This window comes from Rhodothermales bacterium, assembly GCA_040221055.1.
In the GTDB taxonomy this organism is placed as follows: Bacteria; Bacteroidota; Rhodothermia; order Rhodothermales; family UBA10348; genus 1-14-0-65-60-17.
Genome location: JAVJVN010000004.1, coordinates 299,271 through 321,358 on the forward strand (window position 1 = coordinate 299,271; position 22,088 = coordinate 321,358).

A 22,088-nucleotide genomic window follows, 5' to 3' on the forward strand; every position below is an offset into this window, starting at 1 on the left:
GGATCATGAGGGGACATCAAATCGGTCCGCGTCCATCACCTTGGCCCAAGCCGCCACGAAATCCCGGACGAACTTCTCTCCGGCATCCGCCTGGGCATAGACTTCGGCCAGGGCCCGCAGCTGCGAATTGGAACCGAACACCAGGTCAACCCGCGTGCCCTTCCATTTCACGGCGCCGGTCTGCCGATCCCGACCCTCGAACTCGCGGGCGCCCTCAGACGTGGGGGTCCAGACCGTACCCATGTCCAGCAGGTTGACAAAGAAGTCGTTGGTGAGCGTACCCGGTCGCGACGTGAATACCCCGTGCTCGCGGCCGCCATGATTGGCGCCGAGCGCCCGCATACCGCCCACGAGGACCGTCATTTCCGGGGCCGTCAGCGTCAGGAGCTGGGCCTTGTCCACCAGCAGCTCCTCCGCGCGGACCGTGTAGGCGGCCTTCTCATAGTTCCGGAATCCATCGGCCAGGGGCTCCAGGACGTCGAACGACTCCACGTCCGTCTGCTCGGCCGTGGCGTCGGTCCGGCCCGGTGTGAACGGGACCTCCACGTCGAACCCGGCCTTCCGGGCGGCTTCTTCCACCGCGGCGCATCCACCGAGCACAATCAGATCGGCCATCGAGATCGCCGGGACTTCAGAGCGAATCCCCTCCAGCAGGGTCAGCACCCGCTTCAGTTGATCGGGTTGGTTGGCCTCCCAATCCACCTGCGGCTGCAGGCGGATACGGGCGCCATTGGCTCCGCCGCGCTTGTCCGAACCCCGGAAGGTAGAGGCCGACGACCAGGCGGTGTAGACCAATTCACGGATCGTGAGACCGGAGGCCAGGATTCTCTTCTTCAAGTCGGCAATCGCCTGGGCGCCCAGGGGCGCACCGGTCGGTGCCGGAATCGGGTCCTGCCAGATCAGATCCTCGGACGGGACATCGGGGCCCAGGTAACGGGACTTCGGTCCCATGTCCCGGTGCGTCAGCTTGAACCAGGCCCGCGCGAATGCATCGGCGAATTCCTCGGGGTTCTTGTGGAAGTGGCGCGAGATCTTTTCGTAGGCCGGATCCATCTTCATGGCCATGTCGGCCGTGGACATCATGATGGGCACCTTCTTGGTGGGATCCTCGGGGTCGGGTGCCATGTCCTCTTCCTTCAGACCGATCGGCTGCCACTGATGGGCGCCGGCCGGGCTCTTCGTGAGCTCCCAGTCATACCCGAAGAGCACATCGAAATAGGTCATGTCCCACTTCGTCGGTGTCGGGGTCCAGGCACCTTCCAGGCCACTGGTAATGGCATCCCGGCCTTTTCCGCTGCCGTACGTGCTCAGCCAGCCGAAGCCCTGGGCTTCCAGGGGGGCGGCCTCGGGCTCCGGTCCGACGTGCTTCACGTCGCCGGCGCCGTGGGTCTTCCCGAACGTGTGACCACCCGCCGTCAGGGCCACCGTTTCGTAATCATCCATGGCCATCCGCTTGAACGTCTCGCGGATGTCCTGGCCGGATTTCACCGGGTCAGGCTCCCCGTTCGGGCCTTCCGGGTTGACGTAGATGAGCCCCATCTGGACCGCGGCCAGCGGGTTATCCAGGTCGCGCTCGCCGCTGTAGCGTTTGTCGCCCAGCCACTCACTCTCCTTGCCCCAGTAAATGTCTTCCTCGGGCTCCCAGATGTCCTCGCGTCCGCCGGCGAAACCGAAGGTCTTCAGCCCCATGGACTCCAGCGCGACATTGCCGGCCAGGATGAGCAGATCGGCCCAGGAAAGGGCGTTGCCGTACTTCTGTTTGATGGGCCACAGCAAGCGCCGGGCCTTGTCCAGGTTGCCGTTGTCCGGCCAGCTGTTCAAGGGCGCGAACCGCTGCGATCCCGAACCGCTGCCACCGCGGCCATCCCCCGTCCGGTAGGTACCGGCGCTGTGCCACGCCATGCGGATGAACAGCCCGCCATAGTGCCCGTAGTCGGCCGGCCACCAGGGCTGCGAATCCGTCATGAGCGCATGCAGGTCCTTCTTGACGGCGTCCAGGTCGAGCTTCTTGAATGCCTCGGCATAGTCGAATGATGCTCCGAGCGGGTTCCCCTCAGACGTGTTCTGATGCAGGATTCTGAGATTCAGTTGGTTCGGCCACCAATCCTTGTTGGTGGTTCCGCTGAACCGATGCGTCGCCATGCCGCCCGTCACCGGGCATCCACCGTTTCCACCTGTGTTGCTGCCTGAATTGTTGCCTGTATTTCCACCTGTATTTCCACTCATGGGGAAGCCTCCGAAGCGCATTTGATCGTGTCTGTTGCGAATTGAATGCATGATCGCGCCGCCGGGCATGGTGGGCAAGAAAGGCCCTCATTTATTACGCAAGATTCACCCGAAAGCGTTCGCGGGCTGGATCGGCGGCGCGGAGAGCGTCAGAGCGCCGCCACCGCTTCGAGCTCGATCTGGTAGCCGTGGTGCAGGTCCCGGACGGGCACGATGGCGCGGGCCGGTCGGTGGTCTCCGAAAAATGCCGCATACTCCTCGTTCACGGCGCTCCAGAGGTCGATGTCCGACACGTACACGGTGACTTTCACGACGGAGGATCGCGTGCAGCCGGCTTCCTGGAGGATGGCTTCGAGGTTGAGCAGCACCCGGCGGGTCTGCTCCCGGATATCCGCCGCCTTCCAGGATGGATTGTCGGGATGGATGGGAAGCTGGCCCGATACGAAGAGCAGTCCGGCGTGGGATACGGCCTGGGCGTAGTGGCCCGCCGGGATGGGGGCGTTCGGCGTCTGATAGGATTTCATGCGCCCAATATAGGCCCCGGTTCGGTTCAGGACGTACTGAACAGGTCCGGCTGACGCGGGGCGGGGCTGTCGGCACCCTGTTCGAGCCCCAAGAGAGCGCGCTTCCGCCAGAGTCCACCGCCGTACCCGGTCAGGGAGCCGTCGCTGCCCACGACACGGTGGCACGGGATGAGGATGGACAGGCGGTTGTCCCCGTTGGCACGGGCGACGGCGCGGACCGCCGTGGGGCGTCCAATGGCGGCGGCCTGCTCGGCGTATGAGCGCGTTTTCCCGTACGGGATGGTCATCAACCCCTGCCAGACGGCTTCCTGGAACGCGGTACCTGCCATGTGGAGTGGTACATCGAACGCGGTCCGTCGGCCCTTGAAGTAGGCCTCCAGCTGCTCTTCAAGCCGGTCCGTGAGGTCCGTTCGCCCCGGCACGAACCGGGCCGTGAGGCGCCGCTCCACGGCGGCGAGCTGGGTTTCGAGCATGCGCCGGTCCACGAATTCCAGCAGGCAGACGCCCTGATCGGTGGTGCCGGCAAGGACCGGCCCCAGTGGCGTCGTGAAACGGCTCAGATGGACCAGCGTCACCGCACCGCTTTTTCCGGCCGGCCGGCCCGTCAATTTCTGCATGGCCTCCCGGAAGCCACTCAGGGATTCATATCCGTGATCATACGCGACCTGCGATTCCGGCTCCCCCGACTGCATGCGGCCGAGCGCCATGCCCAGACGCCGAAGCCGCAGGTAGCCCTGGAAGGTCATGCCATGGTGGGCCTTGAACCACCGCCTGAGGCGGGCCGGATCCACACCGGAAACGCGGATATCGGCGTCCTTCCAACGACGACCGGGGTCGGACTCCACCTCGTCGAGCACGTTCGTCATCCAGGCGGGCGTACTCCCCAGTGGTTTGAGTGGCTGGCACCGCTTGCACGGGCGGTATCCGGCCATCAGGGCCTCCCTCACCGTGCGGAAGTATTCCACGTTCTGCGGATGCGGCTTCCGGGCCGGGCACGTGGGCCGGCACAGGATGCCGGTGCTCGTGACCCCGACCACGAACACGCCTTCATAGGACGCATCCCGCGCCACAAGCGCCTGGTAGAGTTCGTCTTCGGGGGGCATTTGACGTTGCATGCTGTATCGTACGAACACCGGACCGAGTGCATCCACCGGAAAATGAACACGGATGTCGATTGGAATGTGTAGATTCCGGGGACGTACCGACCAAACCGGACCTGCCCGCCTGTTCAAACGAGCTACTACCTTTTCCACTCAACGCGAGGTGAACCATGGCTCGTTTCATTCCCATTCTCCTGGCAGGCATCCTGGTCTTGACGGCCGCGCTGCCGGTCCACGCGCAGCAGCCAACACAGCAGCCAACACAGCAACCCACGCTGAACGTCCCGTCCATCAAGGCACGTTCCGTCCTCTCCGATCCCGACCATACGGATGCCGCCCTCAATATGCGCGTGGCCATGCTGTTCCGGGACGAACTTCGGGTGCGGGGCATCCCGCATGACGGGCCCGGCCTGGATGTCCGCTTCCTGGCTCAGACACATACGACGGCGGCGGGGACCGTCGTCATGCTCAGCCTCGTTGAAGGGATGACCCTCAGCGAGCCCGTCCTGGATGCCGCCGCCAGGCACGAGATCTGGTATGCCGGCCGGGCCATTCCAGAGAATGCCGAAGAAGGAAAATTCGTACGCGAGTACATGACCCGCGAGGTCCTGGAAGGCCATGTGCAGGTCATGAATATCGTCCAGCATATCGTGACCGAAGCGGAACTGCCCGGCGTCGTGAGCAGCTACCTGGACAGCGTTACGCGTCGCCGGCGCTGAATGGAATGACCGACGTATTCCACTTCGATGATCATGAGTTGGACGTACCCAACCGCCGGCTGTCGCGCGATGGTCGCCCCGTCGAGCTGAATGCGCGGTATTTCGATGCGCTCGTCCTGCTCGTGCGTGCGCAGGGGCAACTCATCCCGAAGGACCGCTTCTTCGAGGAGGTCTGGGGCGAAGTGGTGGTCAGCGACAGCGCCCTGACACAGTGCATAAAGGACATCCGGAAGGCTCTCGGGGATGATTCGTCGAACCCCCGGTACGTACAGACCGTGCCGCGCCACGGGTATCGGTTCATGGCAGAGGTACGGGCGGGGGCGCCAGCTGCCAACGGCACCGTCCAGGTCCCGGCCGACGCCCCGACCGTCTCCGTGGCTGCCACCGAATTGTTCGCCGGTACGGTGGGAGGCGGTGTGGCCGGGATCTGCGGAGGGTTGCTGTACGGTTTCGCCCTCACGAACGCATCGGGCAGCGCGGAGCTCGGCACGCTGTCCATTCTCCTGGTCATGATGACCCTCACCGGGTTCCTGGGCGTTCTGGGCGGCTTCGGCGTCAGCATGGGCCTGGCCGTTTCCGGCTGGCTTGCCGCGCGGCAGCGGGCCGCGAGACCCTGGGCGTGGCGGATTGCGGGAGCCGCGCTTGGCGGGCTCCTGGTCGGGAGCACCACCAAACTGCTGGGATTGGATGCCTTCAACCTGCTCCTCGGCAGGACACCGGCTGGAATGACCGGTGGTATTGAGGGTGCCTGCCTCGGCGCAGCCCTCGCCGCAGGTGCATGGTTGGGTGGTGGATTCCAGGCGCGCAAACGATGGCACCCGGTCGCCGCGGGTGCGGCGACCGGGTGCGCGGCCGGCGTGCTTATTACGCTGGCTGGGGGGCGTCTGCTGGGGGGCAGCCTGCAACTGCTGGCCGATTCCTTCTCCCAGTCACGACTGGAACTGGATGCGCTTGGTCGATTCTTCGGGGAGCTTCAGTTCGGCACATTCTCCCAGGTCGCGCTGGGTGGCCTCGAGGGAGGACTGTTCGGCGCTGGTGTGATCGGCGCACTCGTCCTGGCCAGCGCGCTTACTCAGACGCATCGTCAGCGGCATGATTGAACAGTAGCGCCACGCCGGTGAACAGGACCACGAACATCGCATTCACGGCAATGATCTCCACGGGGCTGTAGCCCGGGGCACTGCGCTCCACCACGAGGGCCACGGCACCGATAAGGGCCGTCGCCCCGGCCATCGTAAAACCCGTCCTGGCCATGCCGCGCGGCTTCAGGCGACAGGCCGTCGCGCCCAGGAAGCCCAGCGCCAGGACGCCGAAGTAGGCGACGTTCAACAGGTTGTCCTCGTTGCCGACAATACCAACCGCGCCGTTTACCCAGATCATGAAGAATCCTGATCCCACAGCACCCACCGCTGCTATCCGGTACATGGTCTGTCCTGACGTGCGGAGGGCCAGTTCGAACGCCCCGCCGGCTCCGAGCAGCATGGCCCCCATGACCATGAAGTCGGATGCTGTCCAATTCACCTCCTCCGTAAACTGCATGGCAATCAGCGGCAAGAGCAACAGGAACGCAGCCCCTGACCAAGCTGCAATCCTGAACCTGTTCCACGCGGTGTTTTCGTGCTGGGTTGTTTCGCGCGTCGCGTTTTCGTGGGTTGCTTTCATGCCTGCACCTCCTTCGCCGCTGCGGCCCCAATCCGGGCGCGTGTAATGAAGAACCACGCCAGCCCGCCGATCACCAGTGCGAGGGGGAGCGCTCCGGGTTCATCTTCCACCGTAATCATATAGGTCAGGAGCAGCACGCCCACTGCTGTGATTGCCAGGGATATCACGCGTTGGGCCTTCAGCCCGCTTCCTGCTCCTTTTGTTGTTTCAGCCATGGTCTCGTCCGGTTGGTTATGAGTGACGCCGAAATATGGCGTACCGAACGCGTGAGGGACGTGAGCATGGTCTGATGTTTGCGTGAGATCTCTTTCTGCGGAGCCTCTTTCTGCGGGATCAGGCTCTTACGGTCACATTCCGCTCAATCCACCACCCCCAGAGCGGCAACAGCCACATCGACAGGCCCACGACGGCAATGGCAGTCGTGCCCGGAGGCGGTGGCGAAAACGGCTGGCTCGCCCAGATGAGGACGCACAGGCCGACCAGGCTCCACAGCGCCAGGTGACCCTGCCGGCCCGGCACGTCGACCACGCGAAAGAACACCACCAATGCGGCGACCAGGAGCAGGCCTTCCACCGCCAGCGTACCCGGTACGGAATGCCACAACCCGAGACCCGTCTCGACCCCGCCCGGCCACAGCGGGAGGTCCGGACCATGCGTGATCCAGTCCAGCACCCAATGGCTGACGAGGACCAGCGCCGACACCGACGCCACGCGGCGGGACCCGCCGGCCATGCGGACGACCCCCGCCAGGAGCACGCCCCAGACCACCACCATCAGGAGACTGTGGCTCCACGGATACCATGCGAAGTCCAACGCGGTGAATGCCGTATTTCCGGGATCCACCACTACCGTTTCCGCGCCCACCAACAGCAGCACCGGCCAGAGGATGTCAATGCCGAACGATGCACCGATCAGCAGCGGAAGCGGCGCTTCCCGCGCGACCGTCTTTGCACCGAGGGCGGCTGCAAGGTGTCCTACGAACATGTCACCCCTTTACTTTTTCAACAGCCTTCTAAAAGGCTTCGTCCTTCTTCTTCAGCAGGAACAGGCCTTCCTGGAGGCTGGTGACCAGGACCGTGCCGCTCTCGAAGAACGGGTACGTGCTCCACGCGCCGCTGAAACCGGGACCCTCGTGGTACGGCGACGTATCGAAATAGCCGACTTCCACGGGGTTCTCCGGGTCGGCAATATCCAGCACGTGCATGCCGTACCGGTAGTTCGCCTGGTACGCATATCCATCCTTCAGATACAGGTTGTGCGCGCTGGCCGGCATGGATCCCATGAACTGGGTCACGAGCACCGGGTCTTCCAGGTCCGTCAGATCCCAGATGAGCGTACGCGTGGTTTCCACATTCCCGCGGATGACATCCGATTCGTCATCCTGGTAGAAATACCGTTGATCGTCGGTCAGCCATCCCTGGTGGATGTAGGCGGCATTGGGTGAAGACGCCGTCGACAGGTGAACCGGGTTGGCCCGATCGGTGACGTCGGCGATCTCGAAGACCGATCCGTTCGAGTTCAGGCAGATTTCCCGGCCCGTGTAGCGCGTGTCCGGTCCGCGGTAGGTCACGCACTGGGAATCATGCGTGCCGCGTTCGCCCTTGACGCATCCCTCGAAAACCGGATTCAGCGGCTCCTCGATGTTCATCATGTAGAGTCCGCCGCCACACGTGCGGGGGTCCACGGCGTAAGCGTACCCGCTCTCCTCATTGATGATGACGTTGTGCGAACTGCCGAATCCGCGGTAATGCAGATCGGGCTCGAACAGGGCAGGGACGTCGGTCACGGAGCGCAGCCGGGTCAGGTCGAACACCTGCATGCCGTGATCCCCGGCGCCATCGGCCACGATGTAGGCATAGTTCCGGTAGGTCTTGATGTCACGCCAGAGCTGCGACGGTGGCGTTCCCCACGGCTTGGGCAGGTCGCCGATGAGTACGGGGTTGGACGGGTCGGTGATGTCGATGAACGACGTGCCGTCATTCCGGCCCACAAGCGCATATTCGCGACCGGTGTCGGGGTCGGTCCAGCCCCAGTTGTCGTTCGTGCGCACGCCGCGGGAGTGCTCCGGTGCACGCAGGATGGAGGTCGGGATGAAGGCCAGCAGTTCGACTTCATCACAATCGAACGGGCCGATCTTTCCGTCCTCACACTCCCGCTTTTCGCCCAGGATGGCACCCAACGCATCGGGCGGACTGACCAGCCATTCGCCGCCAGGCGCATCTTCCGAATAGACAATGACCGCTCCCGATTGATGATGCATGCCGGGCGCGACTACGGCCACCGCACCGGCGTCTGCCACAATCTGCCGCCCGAACGCGTCCCGTTCGACCGTATTCTCCAACTGGATGCGCCGTGGAGCGCCGACCGCCGAGCCCTTGTCATCCAACGTGTAGACGAACGTGGAGCCGATTTCGTACTCCCGGTCGGTCGGGGCGCCAATCCACAATTCGCTGTCCGCCACACCGATTCCACTGCCGAAGCGATCGCCGGTCTGGCCATTGTCGAGCGCAATCCGGCCGCTGGAACGCCAAGTCGCGGAAGCATTGGCCCGCGTGAACACGTGTACGGCACCCTGGCTCTCGTTCCATCCGGGTGCGCCCACATACAATCGGTTGCCGTTCTGGGCGATGGATGTCCCCAGATTGGCGGCCGACTCGGACGGGGCGTTCAAATGGCCGCGTTCCGTCCACGTGTCGCCCTGCAGGGCATATTCCGTGACCCGTCCGGCCACATCGTGGCCCTCTGCTTCGTTCATCCACCAGGGGGCGGCAATCAAGGCCCGCCCGTTCTCCAGGTGGATGACGTGGCCGAACCGGTCCGCTGCGGTCCCGCCTGCCGGCTGAAGGCGCACGCGCTCGGTCCACTGGCCGTCGGCACCCCGGTGGTAGGCGAAGACCGCACCCGGTTCCTGCACGGCTTCATCGCCACTCGTGCGGCGGGACGGCAGGGGGCCCGGAGCACCCACCAGGAGCCAATCGCCCTCGGCCGCCAGGGCAATGCCGAAATCCGTGCCACAATAGCCGTATTGGCCACATCCGGGGTCTTCCCCCTTCGTCCCGTTGCCGGACAGCGTGCCGGAATGGCTCCATGTGCTCCCGGTCTTCTCGAAAATGTGGATGGGGCCGCCCCGCTGTCCCGCGAACAGCGTGTTTCCAGTGCGTGCCAGGACCGACCCGAATCCGTCTGCCCGTTCGGCATTTGGAGCCGTCAGCCGCTGGGTCTGTACCCATTCCCCACCGGACTGCGTGTAGACGTAGACCGATCCCTCACGGAAATTGGTATTGGGCTCCCCGACCAGGAGTTCGCCGTCTTCGAGCACGACCGATACGCCGAATGAACCGGACTGGGCAAGGGCAGGAGCCACGAAGGCAATGCTGGCGGCCAACCCCGTGGCAATAACGGCGATCAAAGAAAACGATGTACGCATGGGAAATGTGAAACGCATGGCTTCAGAAGGCAGGTGGTGGAACGGGTGGAGTCCTGAAATCTCGACGCTGGTGGCAGCATTGTCAACTGAAATCAGTCCGGGACGTGCCGTACCCAGATGTCAGGGTACATGTCCCGGAATGGCACCCAGGTGTCCCGCTCCACGCGCGGGTGATTCCAGCGGGCAATATTGAGCGAGGTTTGCAGGTTCTTGAGCGCGGTATCGAAGGTGTTTTTCGTGCAGCCCGTCTCCAGCATGGCGGCCTTCCGCAGCGCTCCCGTTTCCCTGGGCTCTATTTCGACCTGCGCGAAAACAAACTGCGCAAGGTCGTTCAGGTCCGTTACCGGGACGTGGGCTTGCGGAAAGTGCACGTTTGCCAGATGGGTCATGTCCATGAGAACGGCCGTGCCGCATCCGATCTTGCCGTAGAAGACGTCGGTCGGATACTCGGTCGGGAGTTGATTCTTCCACGTCCACACGGCGCCCATCCGCTGGCCCCATCCCTTTTCACCGGGCTGCTTTTCGGGGAGGTCCACCTGGTCCCACAGCGAGGGCAGGCCCGACGCATCCTTGGCGAAAATCGAGCAGACCTTGACGTCCAGCACGAATTGCCGGGCTTCTTCAAGTGTTTTGATCATGGTTCCATCACGCTGAAAGGAAATCATACCACATGGATTCGTACAGATCCTGTTACGGAGGGAGAAGATATCCATGACGTGTCCTGGCCGCAATCCAACGGGTTTGTAACAATCCGTCAACCCACGCCGTACTTCGATTAGTTCTGCGAAAACAAAACTAATACCTGGTTTGGATCAGATCAGCGAATTGGAGGAACTCGTCCTGATGGCCGCGGCCGCCCTGGGAGACGATGCCTACGGGTTGGTTGTGCGCGACCTGCTGGACCGGGAAGGCCGCTCGGCGACGCTCGCAACCATCCACTCGGCGTTGTACCGCCTGGAGAACAAAGGGCTGCTCCGCTCCCGACTCGGCGGCGCGACGGAAGAACGGGGCGGACGCAGCAAGCGGATTTTCGAACCGACATCCACCGGATTCGCCACACTTCGTGACCGGCGCGCCCTCCGGAATGGCCTGTACCGATTGATACCGGGTATCTGACATGGCAACGCCGAACCCGAAACCACCCCGGCCCGCGCTGACTTTCCTGCGTGTGTTCTGCCGACCGGACCTGTTCGACGAACTGGCCGGTGATCTGGAAGAACAGTATCGATCGCGATACCGACGGATGGGCGCGCTGCCCGCCGGGCTGCTCCTGTGGAAAGACGTCCTGCTCTTCCTGCGCCCCTGGGTCATCCGTCGTGGCCCGTTCCCTGAACTCACACCGTATTCCAGCATCATGTGGAAAAACCACGTCCGCACCGCCGCGCGCCACATGAGGCGCCACAAAGTTGTTACCGGCATCAATATCCTGGGCCTCGGAATCGGGATTGCCACAGCACTGCTCGCCCTGTTGTTCATCCAGGACGAACGGGCCTTCGATGCCTTCCATGAACAAGCGGACCGGTTGTACCGTGTGCGGACCGACCTGCAGAATGCGGAAGGTCGTCAGTGGCGCTTTCCGGGCGTCGCATGGCCGGTGTCGCCCATCATCCGGGATGAGTACCCCACCGTGGAGCATATAGTCCGGATGCTGGACCATGACGACGAAGTCCGGCTGGGCAACGAGCGGTTCCACGAGCGCGTGTTTGTCGCCGAAGATGGCTTCTTCGAGCTGTTCAGCTTCGAAATGATCCAGGGATCCGCGTCCACCGCGCTGGCCGAACCCTACACCGCGGTCATCACACAGGCGGCGGCGCAGCGGTTGTTCGGGACGTCCGATGTGGTGGGAAGAACCATCATGCTGCAGGATTCGGTCGCCCATATCCTTACCGCGGTGGTTGCCGATCCTCCCCGGCGGTCGAGCATCGACTTCGATATCCTCGTCTCGTACAGCACGTGGGATGCCGGTAATACGGAAGCACCGGAGGATCACTGGTTGGATCTGAACATGTACGCCTTCCTGCTGGTCAGGGATGATGCGGATATTACGGCCCTGCGGACACGCCTCTCCGGACTGTACGAGGACCACGCCGGCAAAATGCTGGCCGACATCGGATACGAGGCCACGGCACGGCTCGAACCATTGCGTTCGGTGTATATGCGCTCGGAAGCCGGTAATCCCTTCGGACCGTCCAGTGACGTGCGCTACCTCTATCTGCTGGGATGCATCGGCGCACTCATGCTGCTCGTGGCCGTCATCAATTTCATCAATCTGGCGACAGCCCGTTCTGCTGAACGCGCCCGGGAAGTCGGCGTACGGAAGGCCGTCGGCGCCACGCGCAGCCCCATCATCCAGCAGTTCATGAGTGAAGCCCTGCTCATGGTGTTCGTCGCCCTCGGTCTGGGCTGGGGCATGGCGGCCCTGGGCCTCCCGTATTTCAATCATCTCACACAGAAGGCGCTGCCGGCGGGTGCGCTGGTGACTCCGGAGTTCATGGCGTTGGGACTGTTGGTCGGACTGGCCGTGGGTGTCCTGTCCGGCTTGTATCCGGCCATCGTGCTGTCCCGCCATCATCCGGCCCGGGTACTGAAAGGGGGCGGCCAGGGTCAGCCGGGCGGTCGCACGTTGCGCCGTACCCTCGTTGTGGGTCAGTACGGCCTGGCCTGCGTCCTTATGGTGTCCACGCTCGTGGGAGCCAAGCAGATTGATTTCATGCGGTCCACCGACACGGGATTCCAGCGGGAGAATGTGCTGGTCATCGATGCCTGGCGCGTTCCGTCCTGGACCCTGTTCGACGCCCTGCCTGTCCTTCGTAAGCGGCTGGGGGGACACCCGGGCGTGGAGTGGATGACCGGCACCAGTGCCGTACCCGGACGTGACGGCTGGCGCAGCATCCTGGTGTTTCCCGAGGGGCGCGAATCGGACGACGGCCTGACGCTCGAATTCATCGCATCCGATGCCGGATTCGTGCCGACGTTCGGGCTTCAGATGCTGGCCGGGCGCAATTTCGACCTGGATCGGCCGGCGGACGCCGACGAATCCATCCTCATCAATGCATCGGCCGTCTCCGCCATGGGCTACGAGTCACCCGAGGATGCGGTGGGACGCTTCGTCCGGGCGCCGAACCGGAATGCCCAGGGTACCATTGTGGGCGTGGTCGACGATTATCATCACCATGGCCTCCAGGAGCACATCCAGCCCATCATCTATGGCGTCAAGCCCCATCCGCGATTCGTGGCCATCCGGACCCGCGGGGAGGTGCCCGCGCTCGTGTCTGAAGCGGAGCGCGTGTGGTCGGACACCTTTCCCGGATATGACTTCGACTACTTCTTCCTGGATGAGGACTACGACCGGCAGTACATGACAGAAACCCGACTGACGCAGGTCTTCATGACATTCGCCGTGTTGTCCATTTTCGTGTCGTGCCTGGGACTGTTCGGATTGTCGGCCTACACCATTTCCCGCCGGACCAAGGAAATCGGCGTGCGGAAAGTGCTCGGGGCCACGCGATCCCAGATCGTGGGCACCGTTTCGCGTGAGTTCCTCCTCCTCGTGGTCGTCGCCTTCGCCCTCGCTGTGCCGGTTTCGTGGATCCTGGTGAACAGTTGGTTGGCCTCGTTCGCGAACAGGACCGACGTGGGTGCGGGCGTCTATGCCCTGACCGCAGTGCTTGCCGTTTCCGTCGCGCTCCTCACGGTCGGCTACCACGCACTGCGGGCCGCCAACCTGGATCCCGCGCGGTCATTGAAGTACGAATAACGGACTGCTGGACGGATGCCACCGCGATTTGCTCAATTGCCGCGCTCTACCATCAACGGTCGTTTCCCGGTCTTGACGGTCAGCGAGAACACGTCAGGACGGGCATAGTGACCCGCCGTGTCCAATTGCCAACGGGGTCCCTGGATTTCATCGTTGGTAATGGTTGCGTGGAGAATGGTTTCGCCCTCCGCGGGACCCGCCACGATCTTGCCGTCCGGATCCACGATCACGCTCAGGCCCGGATTGAGGATGTCACTGTTCCGGGGCAGGAAGGCGGACTTGAACGACAAGTCGTCCGGAATGTCGGACATGCGGACATGTTGGCACACACCAACAGTCAGGCACCGGCTTTCTTTCGCGAGGTGCCGCATGGTGGAAATCCATGGCTCTCCCCGGTCCCAGGTGGGAGCGCAGTGGATGTGCTGTCCCATGGCCGCAAGCGTATGGCGCGCCAGCGGCATGTAATTTTCCCAGCAGATGAGTCCGCCTACCTTGAACGCATTCATGTTGTACACGTCAAGGTCGCTGGACCTTGCCTGCGACCATACCAGCCGCTCCCCCGCCGTCGGAATGAGCTTACGGTGCTTGCCCAACAGCCGCCCGTCCGACCCCAGATAGACCATGGTATTGTAGAGCGACGAGCCGCTTTCCTCGGTATTGATCTCATTCACACCCATGACCACATTGATCTCATGGGTGGCAGCCGCCTCGGCCAGGCGGGTTATATGCGGGCCGGGCACCTCCACGGCATTCTCCAGCAGGCGGACGTACAGTTCGCGGAGTGCGTGGGTCTGTCCCGACGGAATGTACCAGACCCACAGCGGATAGGCCGGAATGAATGCTTCCGGAAACACGACCAGATGGGCTCCGTCGTGGGCGGCACGGGCAATCAACCCGATGGCTTTCTCCATGGTGGCCTCCAGATCCAGGAAAACCGGACTCGCCTGTACGGCCGCGACACGGAATGACGTAGACATGATGGATGGACCCGGGTTCGTGAACTGAAAAGACGTGGCATGCCGCTATATACGGCCTTTGGCCTCGATGAATTCAACGCATCTATTCGCGTACGAGCCCACCCCGGACGTGCTACGGTACGAATAGGTCGTTACGAACCCTGCGTTCGCGTGGAGCGCTCGGCCGCCCAACCGCCGAGGTAGCCCATCGGGATATACGCACCGACCAGGTCGAGAACCATGAACCACACCGGCCCGCCGAACATGACGACGGCAGCTATGCCGCCCAGCAGATAGAAGACACCGATTCCGAGGCCGAACTTCATCCGGCTTCCGGTTGCCAGTCGGGCCGCGACAAAGGCTCCGACCAGGGTGCCGAGCGCGTGGGCAAGGAACGGGAAGACGAAATGGGCCGGCGTGAACAGGTCCATGCTGGCCTTCAGGCCTTCGGCGGTGGACGTGTCGGCACCCGCAGGCAGCGGAATGATCATGGGGCCGAGTTCGACCAGTCCCATGTTCACGACACTGCCTGCTAGGACCCCGGCAACCACGGCCAGGACGTTTCGTGCTGTGGTTTTCATGGCCGGACCTACTTCTTCCGGCCGCCGACCACCAATAGGACCCCACCAACCACGATGGCGCCCACACCGGCCCAGACGGGGATATCAACCGACTCCTTTTCCTTGATGGACAGCTCGAGAGGACCCAGATTCCCTTCGTGGGTCTCTTCGGTGTAGGTCACGCTCCCGTAGACCAACCCCAGGATCCCCGCCAGGATGAGAATGCCTGCTACGACTCGGATGGTGTTCATGGTGTCAACCTCGTTGTTCCGGTGTGCCCGAAGGTACAACACCGCACCGCACTCATTGCAGGCACCCCCGCGCGTACCGCACATCCACCACAGCACCGAGTTGCGTCATCATGCTGAGCAGGCCCACCAGCAACCGGTTCACGAACACGAAATGATGCGATCCGATGGGTCGGCGATGCTTGAAGGCTTCGCGCCCGGTCAGGCGGGGCATGATTTCCTGGAAGCGGGCCAGCAGCTGCCCCGAACGGAAGTCGTACGTATCCTGCACATACATGCTCTGGATGATGCCTCCGAACACGTCCAGGATGTCCGTCAGATACGCGCGCTCTTCCTCTCCCAGGTCGGCCGGCATCATGTCGAGGGCCTCGTACGCCCGCAGTTGGGCGTCGGTGTCGCCGGCCATGCGGGCCCGGTAGAGGTCCAGCAGATGATCCCGGAAGTCACGCGGAAATACTTTGATGCATCCGAAATCCAGGATGCCCAGCGTGCCGTCCTCGCGGAACAGGAAATTGCCCGGATGCGGATCGGCATGGACGGCCAGATGGTCCGATGCCACCTGTTCGTGCACGGTATCCCACAGGAGTTGCCCGAAATGATTGCGTCGCTCCTGTGACGGCTCCGAAGCGAGGAATGCCTTCAGATGCTGCCCTTCCAGGAAGGTCATGGTCAGGACCCGCTCCGTGGTGTGCGCTTCCACCCAGCGCGGTGTCACGATCGCTGAGCCCGCGTACCGCGCGGCAAACTGTTCAATGTTGCGGCCCTCATTCAGGTAGTCCGTCTCTTCCATCATGCGCTCCCGGACTTCCTCTACATACGGGTCGACCAGGTCGGCGTCCACGAAGCGGCCGGCCAGGGCACGAGCCATCTTCAGGTCGGAATCCACGCTTTCGCGCACATTCGGGTACTGGACCTTGACCACGACATCCGTTCCGTCGTGCAACCGTGCGCGGTGCACCTGGCCCAGCGACGCCGCTGCCATGGCCGTCAGGTCGAACGCGGCGAAGGCTTCCGACGGGGGCATACCAAACGCCTGTGTCACCAGCCGGTGAACCAGGGCCGGTCCCATGGCCGGGACCTCGTAGTGCGCTTTCGACAGGATATCCGCGAACTGGCTCGGCAGCATGCCAGGCTCCATGCTGAGCCCCTGGGCCAGTTTCAGGGCCGTTCCCCGCAGCTTCGACAATTCGGTGAACAGGTCTTCCGCATTACGCGTGTGCAGGTCCGCGCGCGCCTCGTCCCGGTCCGTCCCGGTGGCGCGGCGCGACAGGTAGCGCGCATAGTTGGCCCCGACCTTGAGTCCGGTCTTGGCCGCAATCATGCCGCGTTCCCGCGCTCCACCCGGCGGTGAGCCGGAGCCTTCCCCTCCCTCCTCTTCCATCACGGTTTCCACCGGAGATAGCCCGCTTCCATCGCGTATCGCACCAGGTCCACCGTCTTCGCCGGAACCGGATTCGTCACCATGGCGGCCGCCCAGGCCAATGTCTTGTCGGCCAGTGCCGCCGACCGCTCACGGCCTTCCGATGCATCGGCCAGGGACGTGGAAAGGAGTTGGACCAGGACTTCGGCCACGGCGAATCGAGCGGGCGTTGAATCGGTCACGAACCGGTTCACGCCGGGCACATCCACCGCATCCAGTACCTCCTCCAACTGCGCACGCAACGCCTCGTGGAATTCAGAGCCGAATCCCGATGCATCCCGGTTGAAGCCGGATGCATCCACCCCCGCCCCCTCCAATCCGTCGAGCAGCATGAAGAAAAACGCGGTCAACCGCTCCTGGACGGGCCACGTGTCGGCCCCGTCCACAGAGGCCAGCATGGCGCCGGCAGACTGGACCAGCGCGGACCACGCCGGCGCGCCTGACGAAGACGAGGGAGTTGAAGATGTGGATTCCATGGGCCCGATTACGCCGCACGGATGCCGTTGTTTGCCAGCGGCTTCCAGAAGATCCACGTACGCGCCCTCCACCAGATCGGCCGCATCCACGCCGAGCTGCGCCATAAGCGCGTGGGCTTCGCGCACGCCTTCGTCGGGGGATTCCCCGTCCTTGAGCACGACCTCGAGCTCCAGGAATGAGCCCAGCCCTTCCACGTCGTCCAGATGAACCCGCGTCCGGCCTACCAGGAACAGGGTCCGCCGCTTGACGACGCGACCCGCCTGCCCGTACGCCTGGGTCAGTGCGGCGCGCATGACGGCCGGCTCGGTGGTCGTGGAGCGGAGATAGAACGATTCCTTGGGGCCAGCCGCGTCGGCTCGGCGGTAGTAGATGAGCTCGCCGTGGTCGGGGGCAAACGTGCGCAGCTTCAGCCGGCCGTTCGGGCACGGGAAGAACGTATCGTCCTGCGCTATGGCAATGGGACCCTCATCCGCCAGTGACGCTGCCCGTTCCGCGAGCGCATCCACACCCGGAATGCGGGCCTTGATCTCGATATTACTGGGCATGTGCGTTCCTGCTCCAAATCCGGTGTCGAATCGTCGAATGTACGCCGAAGTCGAGGACCAGCGACCGTTCAGTAGCGGTAAATCGCGGCTACACCGGTTTCTGTCGGTATCCGCTCACGGGGCAGGACGAACACCTGGCCGCCCTTCTTCAGGACCATGCTGGCCAAATCATCGAGCACGTCTTCCACTTCCGGGTCGGCCGGATTCTCGCGGAAGGCTTCTATCATGAGTGTGTCCACGCGGCCGAGCGTGGTCTCCCGAACCACATCCTCAATCCGGTCCGTGCCATTGCCCTTCGACGCGGCCTGCTTGAATTCGTCGACCATCTTCGTCCACTGCGCCGAAACGTGGGGCTCCATTACGCGCCATACATGTTCCTGCAACGCATCCTCCGTTTCGAACGATTCAGGATGGATGTCAATGCCGTCCTCCATCAGATTCGGGTTGCTGCTGATTTCGCGGAACACGTGTTGATGCTCAGGGAGGGCCGCAAGTATCAATGGTAAGCCCCCGGGTCGGGAATGATGCTCAACAATGCCTTTGTCCACGGCGCGGAAGAACCGCTCCGTGTCTATGCCCACCTGATCCTTCTTGCCGCCGTGCCCGTGTTGCATGGGCGCCTGGTAGTCGGCCGCTCCTCCGTAGGAGGCGACGGTCCGATGCGGATCGGTCAATTCAGCACCCAAGGCCTCGGTAAGCGTGGACGGAACGTCTTCGTGAAGATGAACCCTGGAAACGGCGTTGTGATTGCCTTCAAAAAGCGTGGCCTGTTTCCGGTCCAATCCTAGCACGTGGAATCGGTCTGCTGACTGGAAATGGCTAAGCAGCGGCTTGATATGGAATGAATTTGCCGCAATGGCAAGGTCGGGCACCGTGCGCGGGAGGCGAAAGACACGGAAAAAGCCTTCGGCTCCCAGGACAGCCAATCCGTCAAGCGTGTGATTCCAGAATTCGCCGTCTTCGGCCAACGCACGGAATTGATCCAGCAGGGCATCGTGTGATCCCCCGGAATATCTCTTCTGGAGCGATTTCTCCAGCTCCGACACAAGATTGACGTATCGGATGGGATCCTGCCTGTTGTCGGGATGATGACGATGCGTTCTCTGGTAGAGGGACAGGCACGGAGGGCTCCTGTCTGCCAGCAGTGCATCTATCGTACTCTTGTCAAATCTGTCCATTCTCATTGTCGCGTGCTTCTTCTTTCTGCTTTTCCCTCGAGCGTCGATGGTGTGGCCCTCAAGCCATGGCATGCGTGCGACTGGGTTCTGAAATACTCTGGACCACATCTCCCGTCCGGCGATCCTCCACATCAAGGGCAAGATCAGCCTGCGCAAGGATGCCGACGCAGGAGCCCTCGACGTTCTGGACGATCAGGCGGCGTACCTGATTCTCCTTCATCAATCGGGCAGCTTCCTTGATATCCATTTCTGGGCGTGCCGTGATCGTGGACTTGGTCATGGCATCGGCCGCCGTCTTTTCGAGCGGGTTCACGCCTAGGGCAACCAAGCGGACGGTTATGTCGCGGTCCGTGATCATGCCGAGGGGCTTCTTGGCATTCAGGTCTTCGACAACAGGAACGGCACCACAGTCACACTCCGCCATAATCCTGGATACGTCGTGCAGCTTCGTTTCAGGTGTGCAGCATTCCGGGTTCGGTGTCATCAGCTCTTCAATAATCATGGTCAATCGGTCTGTCTCTGGTTCGCGGTTACATGCGAATGCTAATACACAGTATTAACAGGTCACGGGACGTTTTGTTCAGATAATCGGCCAATTCAGGCATATTTGGCACATTTTACATGCGCCGGAGAATGCCGTTGCCCTTTCGCCCGGGAGTTACACCAACAACGCAACGCTCTTGACCTGGGCAAAGACCGGCGCACCGGGGTGCAGGTCGAGCTCTGCGGCAGACTTGCGGGTAATGCGCGACAAGAGGGGAACGGAGCCCAGTTTCACCCGCACGGTGACCTGGGCTCCGTCCTCGTTTCCGAGTTCTTCCACGGTGGCCGGAAAAATGTTGAGGATGCTGGTCCGGGACGGACGCTCCAACGTGAGGCTCACATCCCGCGCCAGGACTTGCAGCCGCACCGGACTTCCGAGCGGCAGGGGTTTCCCGGCGACGGCGAACCGCCCCCCGGGGAATTCGACGTACGTCAGGCCATACGTTTCGTCATGCGCCCCGACGACCGCGCTGATGACCGTCTCTGCGTCCGCCCCGCGCGCCAGGTCCAGGTCGAGTCGGGAAAACAGGTCGTGCACGCCGCCGGACGCTTTCATGCGACCATCCGCCATGAGCATCATGTGATCGGCCAGTCGCGCGACTTCCTGACGGGCGTGGCTCACATAAAGGACCGGTATGTCCAACTCCCGGTGTAGCGACTCCAGGTACGGCAGGACCTCCGCCTTGCGCGGCGCATCGAGCGCGGCCAGGGGCTCATCCAACAAGAGCAAGGACGGACTGACGGCCAGTGCGCGGGCCATGGCCACGCGCTGCTGCTCCCCTCCCGAAAGTTGGTCGGGCCGGCGCGCCAGGAGGTGGCCAATGCCCAACAGCGTGATGGCTTGATCCAGGGATACCCTGCGTCGCGATGCACCCAGTCGCTTCAGACCGTACTCCAGATTGCGGCGCACATCCAGATGCGCGAACAGGCTGGGCTCCTGGAAGACGTAGCCGATCGGACGCTCATGCGGGGCCAGGAACGTGTCCGGACCCTGCCACAGGGTCTCTCCCACTTTCAGGTAGCCGCCCGGGGCCGGCTCCAGGCCCGCAATGGCCCGGAGAAGGGTGGTTTTGCCGCACCCGGAGGGACCAAAGATGGCCGTGACGCCCCGCCCGGGGACCGTGAAATCCACTTCCAGCGAGAATTCCCCTCGATCAATCCGGAATCGCGCAACAATGCTCATGGCCGGACCACGCGGAATCGACGATTGAATCCATATACGGCCATCAGCAGCACGAACGACAGCAGCAGCAGCGTCCCGGAAATCCAGTGGGCCTGGATGTATTCCAGGGATTCCACGTGGTCGTAGATCGCAATCGAAATCACTTTCGTGCTGCCCGGTATGTTGCCCCCGATCATGAGCACCACTCCGAACTCGCCCAGGGTGTGTGCGAATCCCAGCACAGTCGCTGTCAGGAATCCCGGGCGGGCCAGCGGCACAGCGATGGAAAAGAACCGGTCCAGGGGGGATGCGCGCAGCGTCGCGGCCACTTCCATGGGCCGGCGCCCCACGGCCGCAAACGCATCCTGGAGGGGTTGGATGACGAATGGCATGGAATAGATGACGGATCCGATGACCAGGCCGGTGAACGTGAACGCCAGGGGCTGTCCGCCCAATGCTTCCATGAGCCCCCCGATGGGACCGCGAGGCCCCAGGGCGATCAGGAGATAGAACCCCAGTACGGTCGGCGGCAACACCAGGGGCAACGCCACGATCGATTCCACCAGGAACTTGAACCGCCACCGGGAGCGGGCCAGCCACCACGCCACCGGTGTGCCAACGAGCAACAGGATGACCGTGGTCACGGCCGCCAACCGCAGCGTAATGGCAAGCGCCGTCAGGTCATGTTCCGTCAACATCAATACCCGTAACCGTGGATGATATCCCGGGCCGCCGGGCTTCGGACAAAGTCCAGGAAGTCCCGCGCCACCTTGTTCTCCGTCAATAGTACGGCTTGCTGCGCAATGGGATCGTAGAGGGCCTGAGGCGGCTCCCATCGGGAGCCCGTTCTGCCAATGTCCGTGGCCACCCCCCCCGGACCCATCAGCTGGGATAGCGCCACGAATCCGAGCTCCGCATTCCCGCTGTACACGTATTGGTAGGCCTGCCCGATGTTTTCGCCGCGGACCATCCGGTCCTGCAACGCATCCCACACACCGCGCGCACGAAGGACCTGTTCCGCAGCCTTGCCGTAGGGCGCCAGCGTCGGATTGGCCAGCGCCAGGAACCGGAACCGGAAGGCGCCGGCGTCCCCTTCCGCGGGATTCAGCACCGCACCGTCCGCATCCACCAGGTCCGGATCCGGACTCCACAGGACCAACGTCCCGATAGCGTACGTGAATCGAGTGCCGGGCACTGCGCGTCCCTCCTCTTCCAGCAGGCGGGGGCGTTCCACGTCGGCGGCAAAGAATGCATCGAACGGCGCGCCATTCCGGATTTGCGCGTAGAGTTTTCCGGTCGACCCGGGCACGGGCGTCACCACGTGCCCCGTCTGCGCTTCGAAGGCATGTGCCAGGGCTTCAAGGGCGGGGGCGAAGTTGCTGGCCACGGCGACCCGGATGCCGGCCTCAGCCCCGGAATCCGCTCCGGCGGTAAACTCCGCCTCGAGCGGTGGCCGCATGGCCATCAGCCACACCAGCAGCGCGGCCGACCCGACGACCACGGCGCCGGCTATGAGCTTCTTTGTGCGCGATTCCATACCGGGGAATGTACGCAGGCCGCGCCATACCGCGCCCCCGTTCAGCC

At 63.1% G+C, this 22,088-nt stretch carries 22 protein-coding genes; 4 read left to right on the forward strand and 18 right to left on the reverse strand.

What is annotated here, in order from left to right:
* Positions 1-3: 3 nt before the first annotated feature.
* The 3 genes from katG to RIE53_01840 all read right to left on the reverse strand — a co-directional run bounded on the left by katG (position 4) and on the right by RIE53_01840 (position 3,865).
* The gene (gene katG / locus RIE53_01830) at positions 4-2,226 is read right to left on the reverse strand and encodes a catalase/peroxidase HPI (protein ID MEQ9103417.1); all 2,223 of its coding nucleotides are present in this window, start codon (positions 2,224-2,226) and stop codon (positions 4-6) included.
* A gap of 149 nt (positions 2,227-2,375) precedes the next feature.
* Positions 2,376-2,750 (reverse strand): Rid family detoxifying hydrolase, encoded by a 375-nt coding sequence (locus RIE53_01835; protein ID MEQ9103418.1) that lies wholly within the window; start codon positions 2,748-2,750, stop codon positions 2,376-2,378.
* Between the two features lie 26 nt (positions 2,751-2,776).
* Positions 2,777-3,865, reverse strand: coding sequence for a methylated-DNA--[protein]-cysteine S-methyltransferase (locus tag RIE53_01840; protein MEQ9103419.1), 1,089 nt, complete (start codon positions 3,863-3,865; stop codon positions 2,777-2,779).
* Positions 3,866-4,020: 155 nt separating this feature from the next.
* Here RIE53_01840 and RIE53_01845 point away from each other — a divergent pair, with 155 nt between their 5' ends.
* A complete protein-coding gene (locus RIE53_01845) occupies positions 4,021-4,569 on the forward strand; it encodes a hypothetical protein (protein MEQ9103420.1) in 549 nt (182 codons plus the stop codon).
* A 5-nt stretch (positions 4,570-4,574) separates the two neighbouring features.
* On the forward strand, positions 4,575-5,669 hold the full coding sequence (locus RIE53_01850; GenBank protein ID MEQ9103421.1) for a transcriptional regulator: 1,095 nt from the start codon (positions 4,575-4,577) through the stop codon (positions 5,667-5,669).
* On the opposite strand, the gene RIE53_01855 is transcribed toward RIE53_01850, so the two are convergent.
* From RIE53_01855 to RIE53_01875, 5 genes are all read right to left on the reverse strand, one after another.
* The gene (locus RIE53_01855) at positions 5,638-6,231 is read right to left on the reverse strand and encodes a hypothetical protein (protein MEQ9103422.1); all 594 of its coding nucleotides are present in this window, start codon (positions 6,229-6,231) and stop codon (positions 5,638-5,640) included. The genes RIE53_01850 and RIE53_01855 overlap by 32 nt on opposite strands.
* A complete protein-coding gene (locus RIE53_01860) occupies positions 6,228-6,446 on the reverse strand; it encodes a hypothetical protein (GenBank protein ID MEQ9103423.1) in 219 nt (72 codons plus the stop codon). Before RIE53_01860 ends, RIE53_01855 begins: the two co-directional genes overlap by 4 nt.
* A gap of 118 nt (positions 6,447-6,564) precedes the next feature.
* Positions 6,565-7,215 (reverse strand): hypothetical protein, encoded by a 651-nt coding sequence (locus RIE53_01865; protein ID MEQ9103424.1) that lies wholly within the window; start codon positions 7,213-7,215, stop codon positions 6,565-6,567.
* Between the two features lie 28 nt (positions 7,216-7,243).
* The gene (locus RIE53_01870; protein ID MEQ9103425.1) at positions 7,244-9,676 is read right to left on the reverse strand and encodes a choice-of-anchor B family protein; all 2,433 of its coding nucleotides are present in this window, start codon (positions 9,674-9,676) and stop codon (positions 7,244-7,246) included.
* A gap of 74 nt (positions 9,677-9,750) precedes the next feature.
* Positions 9,751-10,296, reverse strand: coding sequence for a hypothetical protein (locus tag RIE53_01875; protein ID MEQ9103426.1), 546 nt, complete (start codon positions 10,294-10,296; stop codon positions 9,751-9,753).
* A gap of 169 nt (positions 10,297-10,465) precedes the next feature.
* On the opposite strand from RIE53_01875, the gene RIE53_01880 reads away from it, so the two are divergent.
* Both RIE53_01880 and RIE53_01885 read left to right on the forward strand, forming a co-directional pair.
* Complete coding sequence (locus RIE53_01880) at positions 10,466-10,774, forward strand: hypothetical protein (protein ID MEQ9103427.1); 309 nt, start codon at positions 10,466-10,468, stop codon at positions 10,772-10,774.
* 1 nt (position 10,775) lies between these two features.
* On the forward strand, positions 10,776-13,415 hold the full coding sequence (locus RIE53_01885; GenBank protein ID MEQ9103428.1) for an FtsX-like permease family protein: 2,640 nt from the start codon (positions 10,776-10,778) through the stop codon (positions 13,413-13,415).
* Positions 13,416-13,447: 32 nt separating this feature from the next.
* Here the strand turns inward: RIE53_01885 and RIE53_01890 are convergent, their stop codons facing one another.
* The 10 genes from RIE53_01890 to modA all read right to left on the reverse strand — a co-directional run bounded on the left by RIE53_01890 (position 13,448) and on the right by modA (position 22,041).
* Positions 13,448-14,392, reverse strand: coding sequence for a carbon-nitrogen hydrolase family protein (locus RIE53_01890; GenBank protein MEQ9103429.1), 945 nt, complete (start codon positions 14,390-14,392; stop codon positions 13,448-13,450).
* A 131-nt stretch (positions 14,393-14,523) separates the two neighbouring features.
* Positions 14,524-14,952, reverse strand: coding sequence for a hypothetical protein (locus RIE53_01895; protein ID MEQ9103430.1), 429 nt, complete (start codon positions 14,950-14,952; stop codon positions 14,524-14,526).
* A gap of 8 nt (positions 14,953-14,960) precedes the next feature.
* Positions 14,961-15,182, reverse strand: coding sequence for a hypothetical protein (locus RIE53_01900; GenBank protein MEQ9103431.1), 222 nt, complete (start codon positions 15,180-15,182; stop codon positions 14,961-14,963).
* A 52-nt stretch (positions 15,183-15,234) separates the two neighbouring features.
* A complete protein-coding gene (locus RIE53_01905) occupies positions 15,235-16,560 on the reverse strand; it encodes an AarF/ABC1/UbiB kinase family protein (GenBank protein ID MEQ9103432.1) in 1,326 nt (441 codons plus the stop codon).
* Positions 16,560-17,621: a class IV adenylate cyclase gene (locus RIE53_01910; GenBank protein MEQ9103433.1), complete on the reverse strand. Its 1,062-nt coding sequence runs from the start codon at positions 17,619-17,621 to the stop codon at positions 16,560-16,562. Before RIE53_01910 ends, RIE53_01905 begins: the two co-directional genes overlap by 1 nt.
* Before the next feature lie 68 nt (positions 17,622-17,689).
* Positions 17,690-18,799, reverse strand: coding sequence for a hypothetical protein (locus RIE53_01915; GenBank protein MEQ9103434.1), 1,110 nt, complete (start codon positions 18,797-18,799; stop codon positions 17,690-17,692).
* A 58-nt stretch (positions 18,800-18,857) separates the two neighbouring features.
* Positions 18,858-19,301: a CBS domain-containing protein gene (locus RIE53_01920; protein MEQ9103435.1), complete on the reverse strand. Its 444-nt coding sequence runs from the start codon at positions 19,299-19,301 to the stop codon at positions 18,858-18,860.
* A 156-nt stretch (positions 19,302-19,457) separates the two neighbouring features.
* Positions 19,458-20,525, reverse strand: a complete 1,068-nt coding sequence (gene modC / locus RIE53_01925; protein ID MEQ9103436.1) for a molybdenum ABC transporter ATP-binding protein — start codon at positions 20,523-20,525, stop codon at positions 19,458-19,460.
* Positions 20,522-21,202 carry a molybdate ABC transporter permease subunit gene (gene modB, locus RIE53_01930; GenBank protein ID MEQ9103437.1) on the reverse strand — a complete coding sequence of 227 codons (681 nt, stop codon included), beginning with the start codon at positions 21,200-21,202 and terminating at the stop codon, positions 20,522-20,524. The genes modC and modB overlap by 4 nt, the downstream gene beginning before the upstream one ends.
* Entirely contained in the window at positions 21,202-22,041 is an 840-nt protein-coding gene (modA, locus tag RIE53_01935; GenBank protein MEQ9103438.1) for a molybdate ABC transporter substrate-binding protein, read from the reverse strand. The genes modB and modA overlap by 1 nt, the downstream gene beginning before the upstream one ends.
* Positions 22,042-22,088 lie beyond the last annotated feature (47 nt).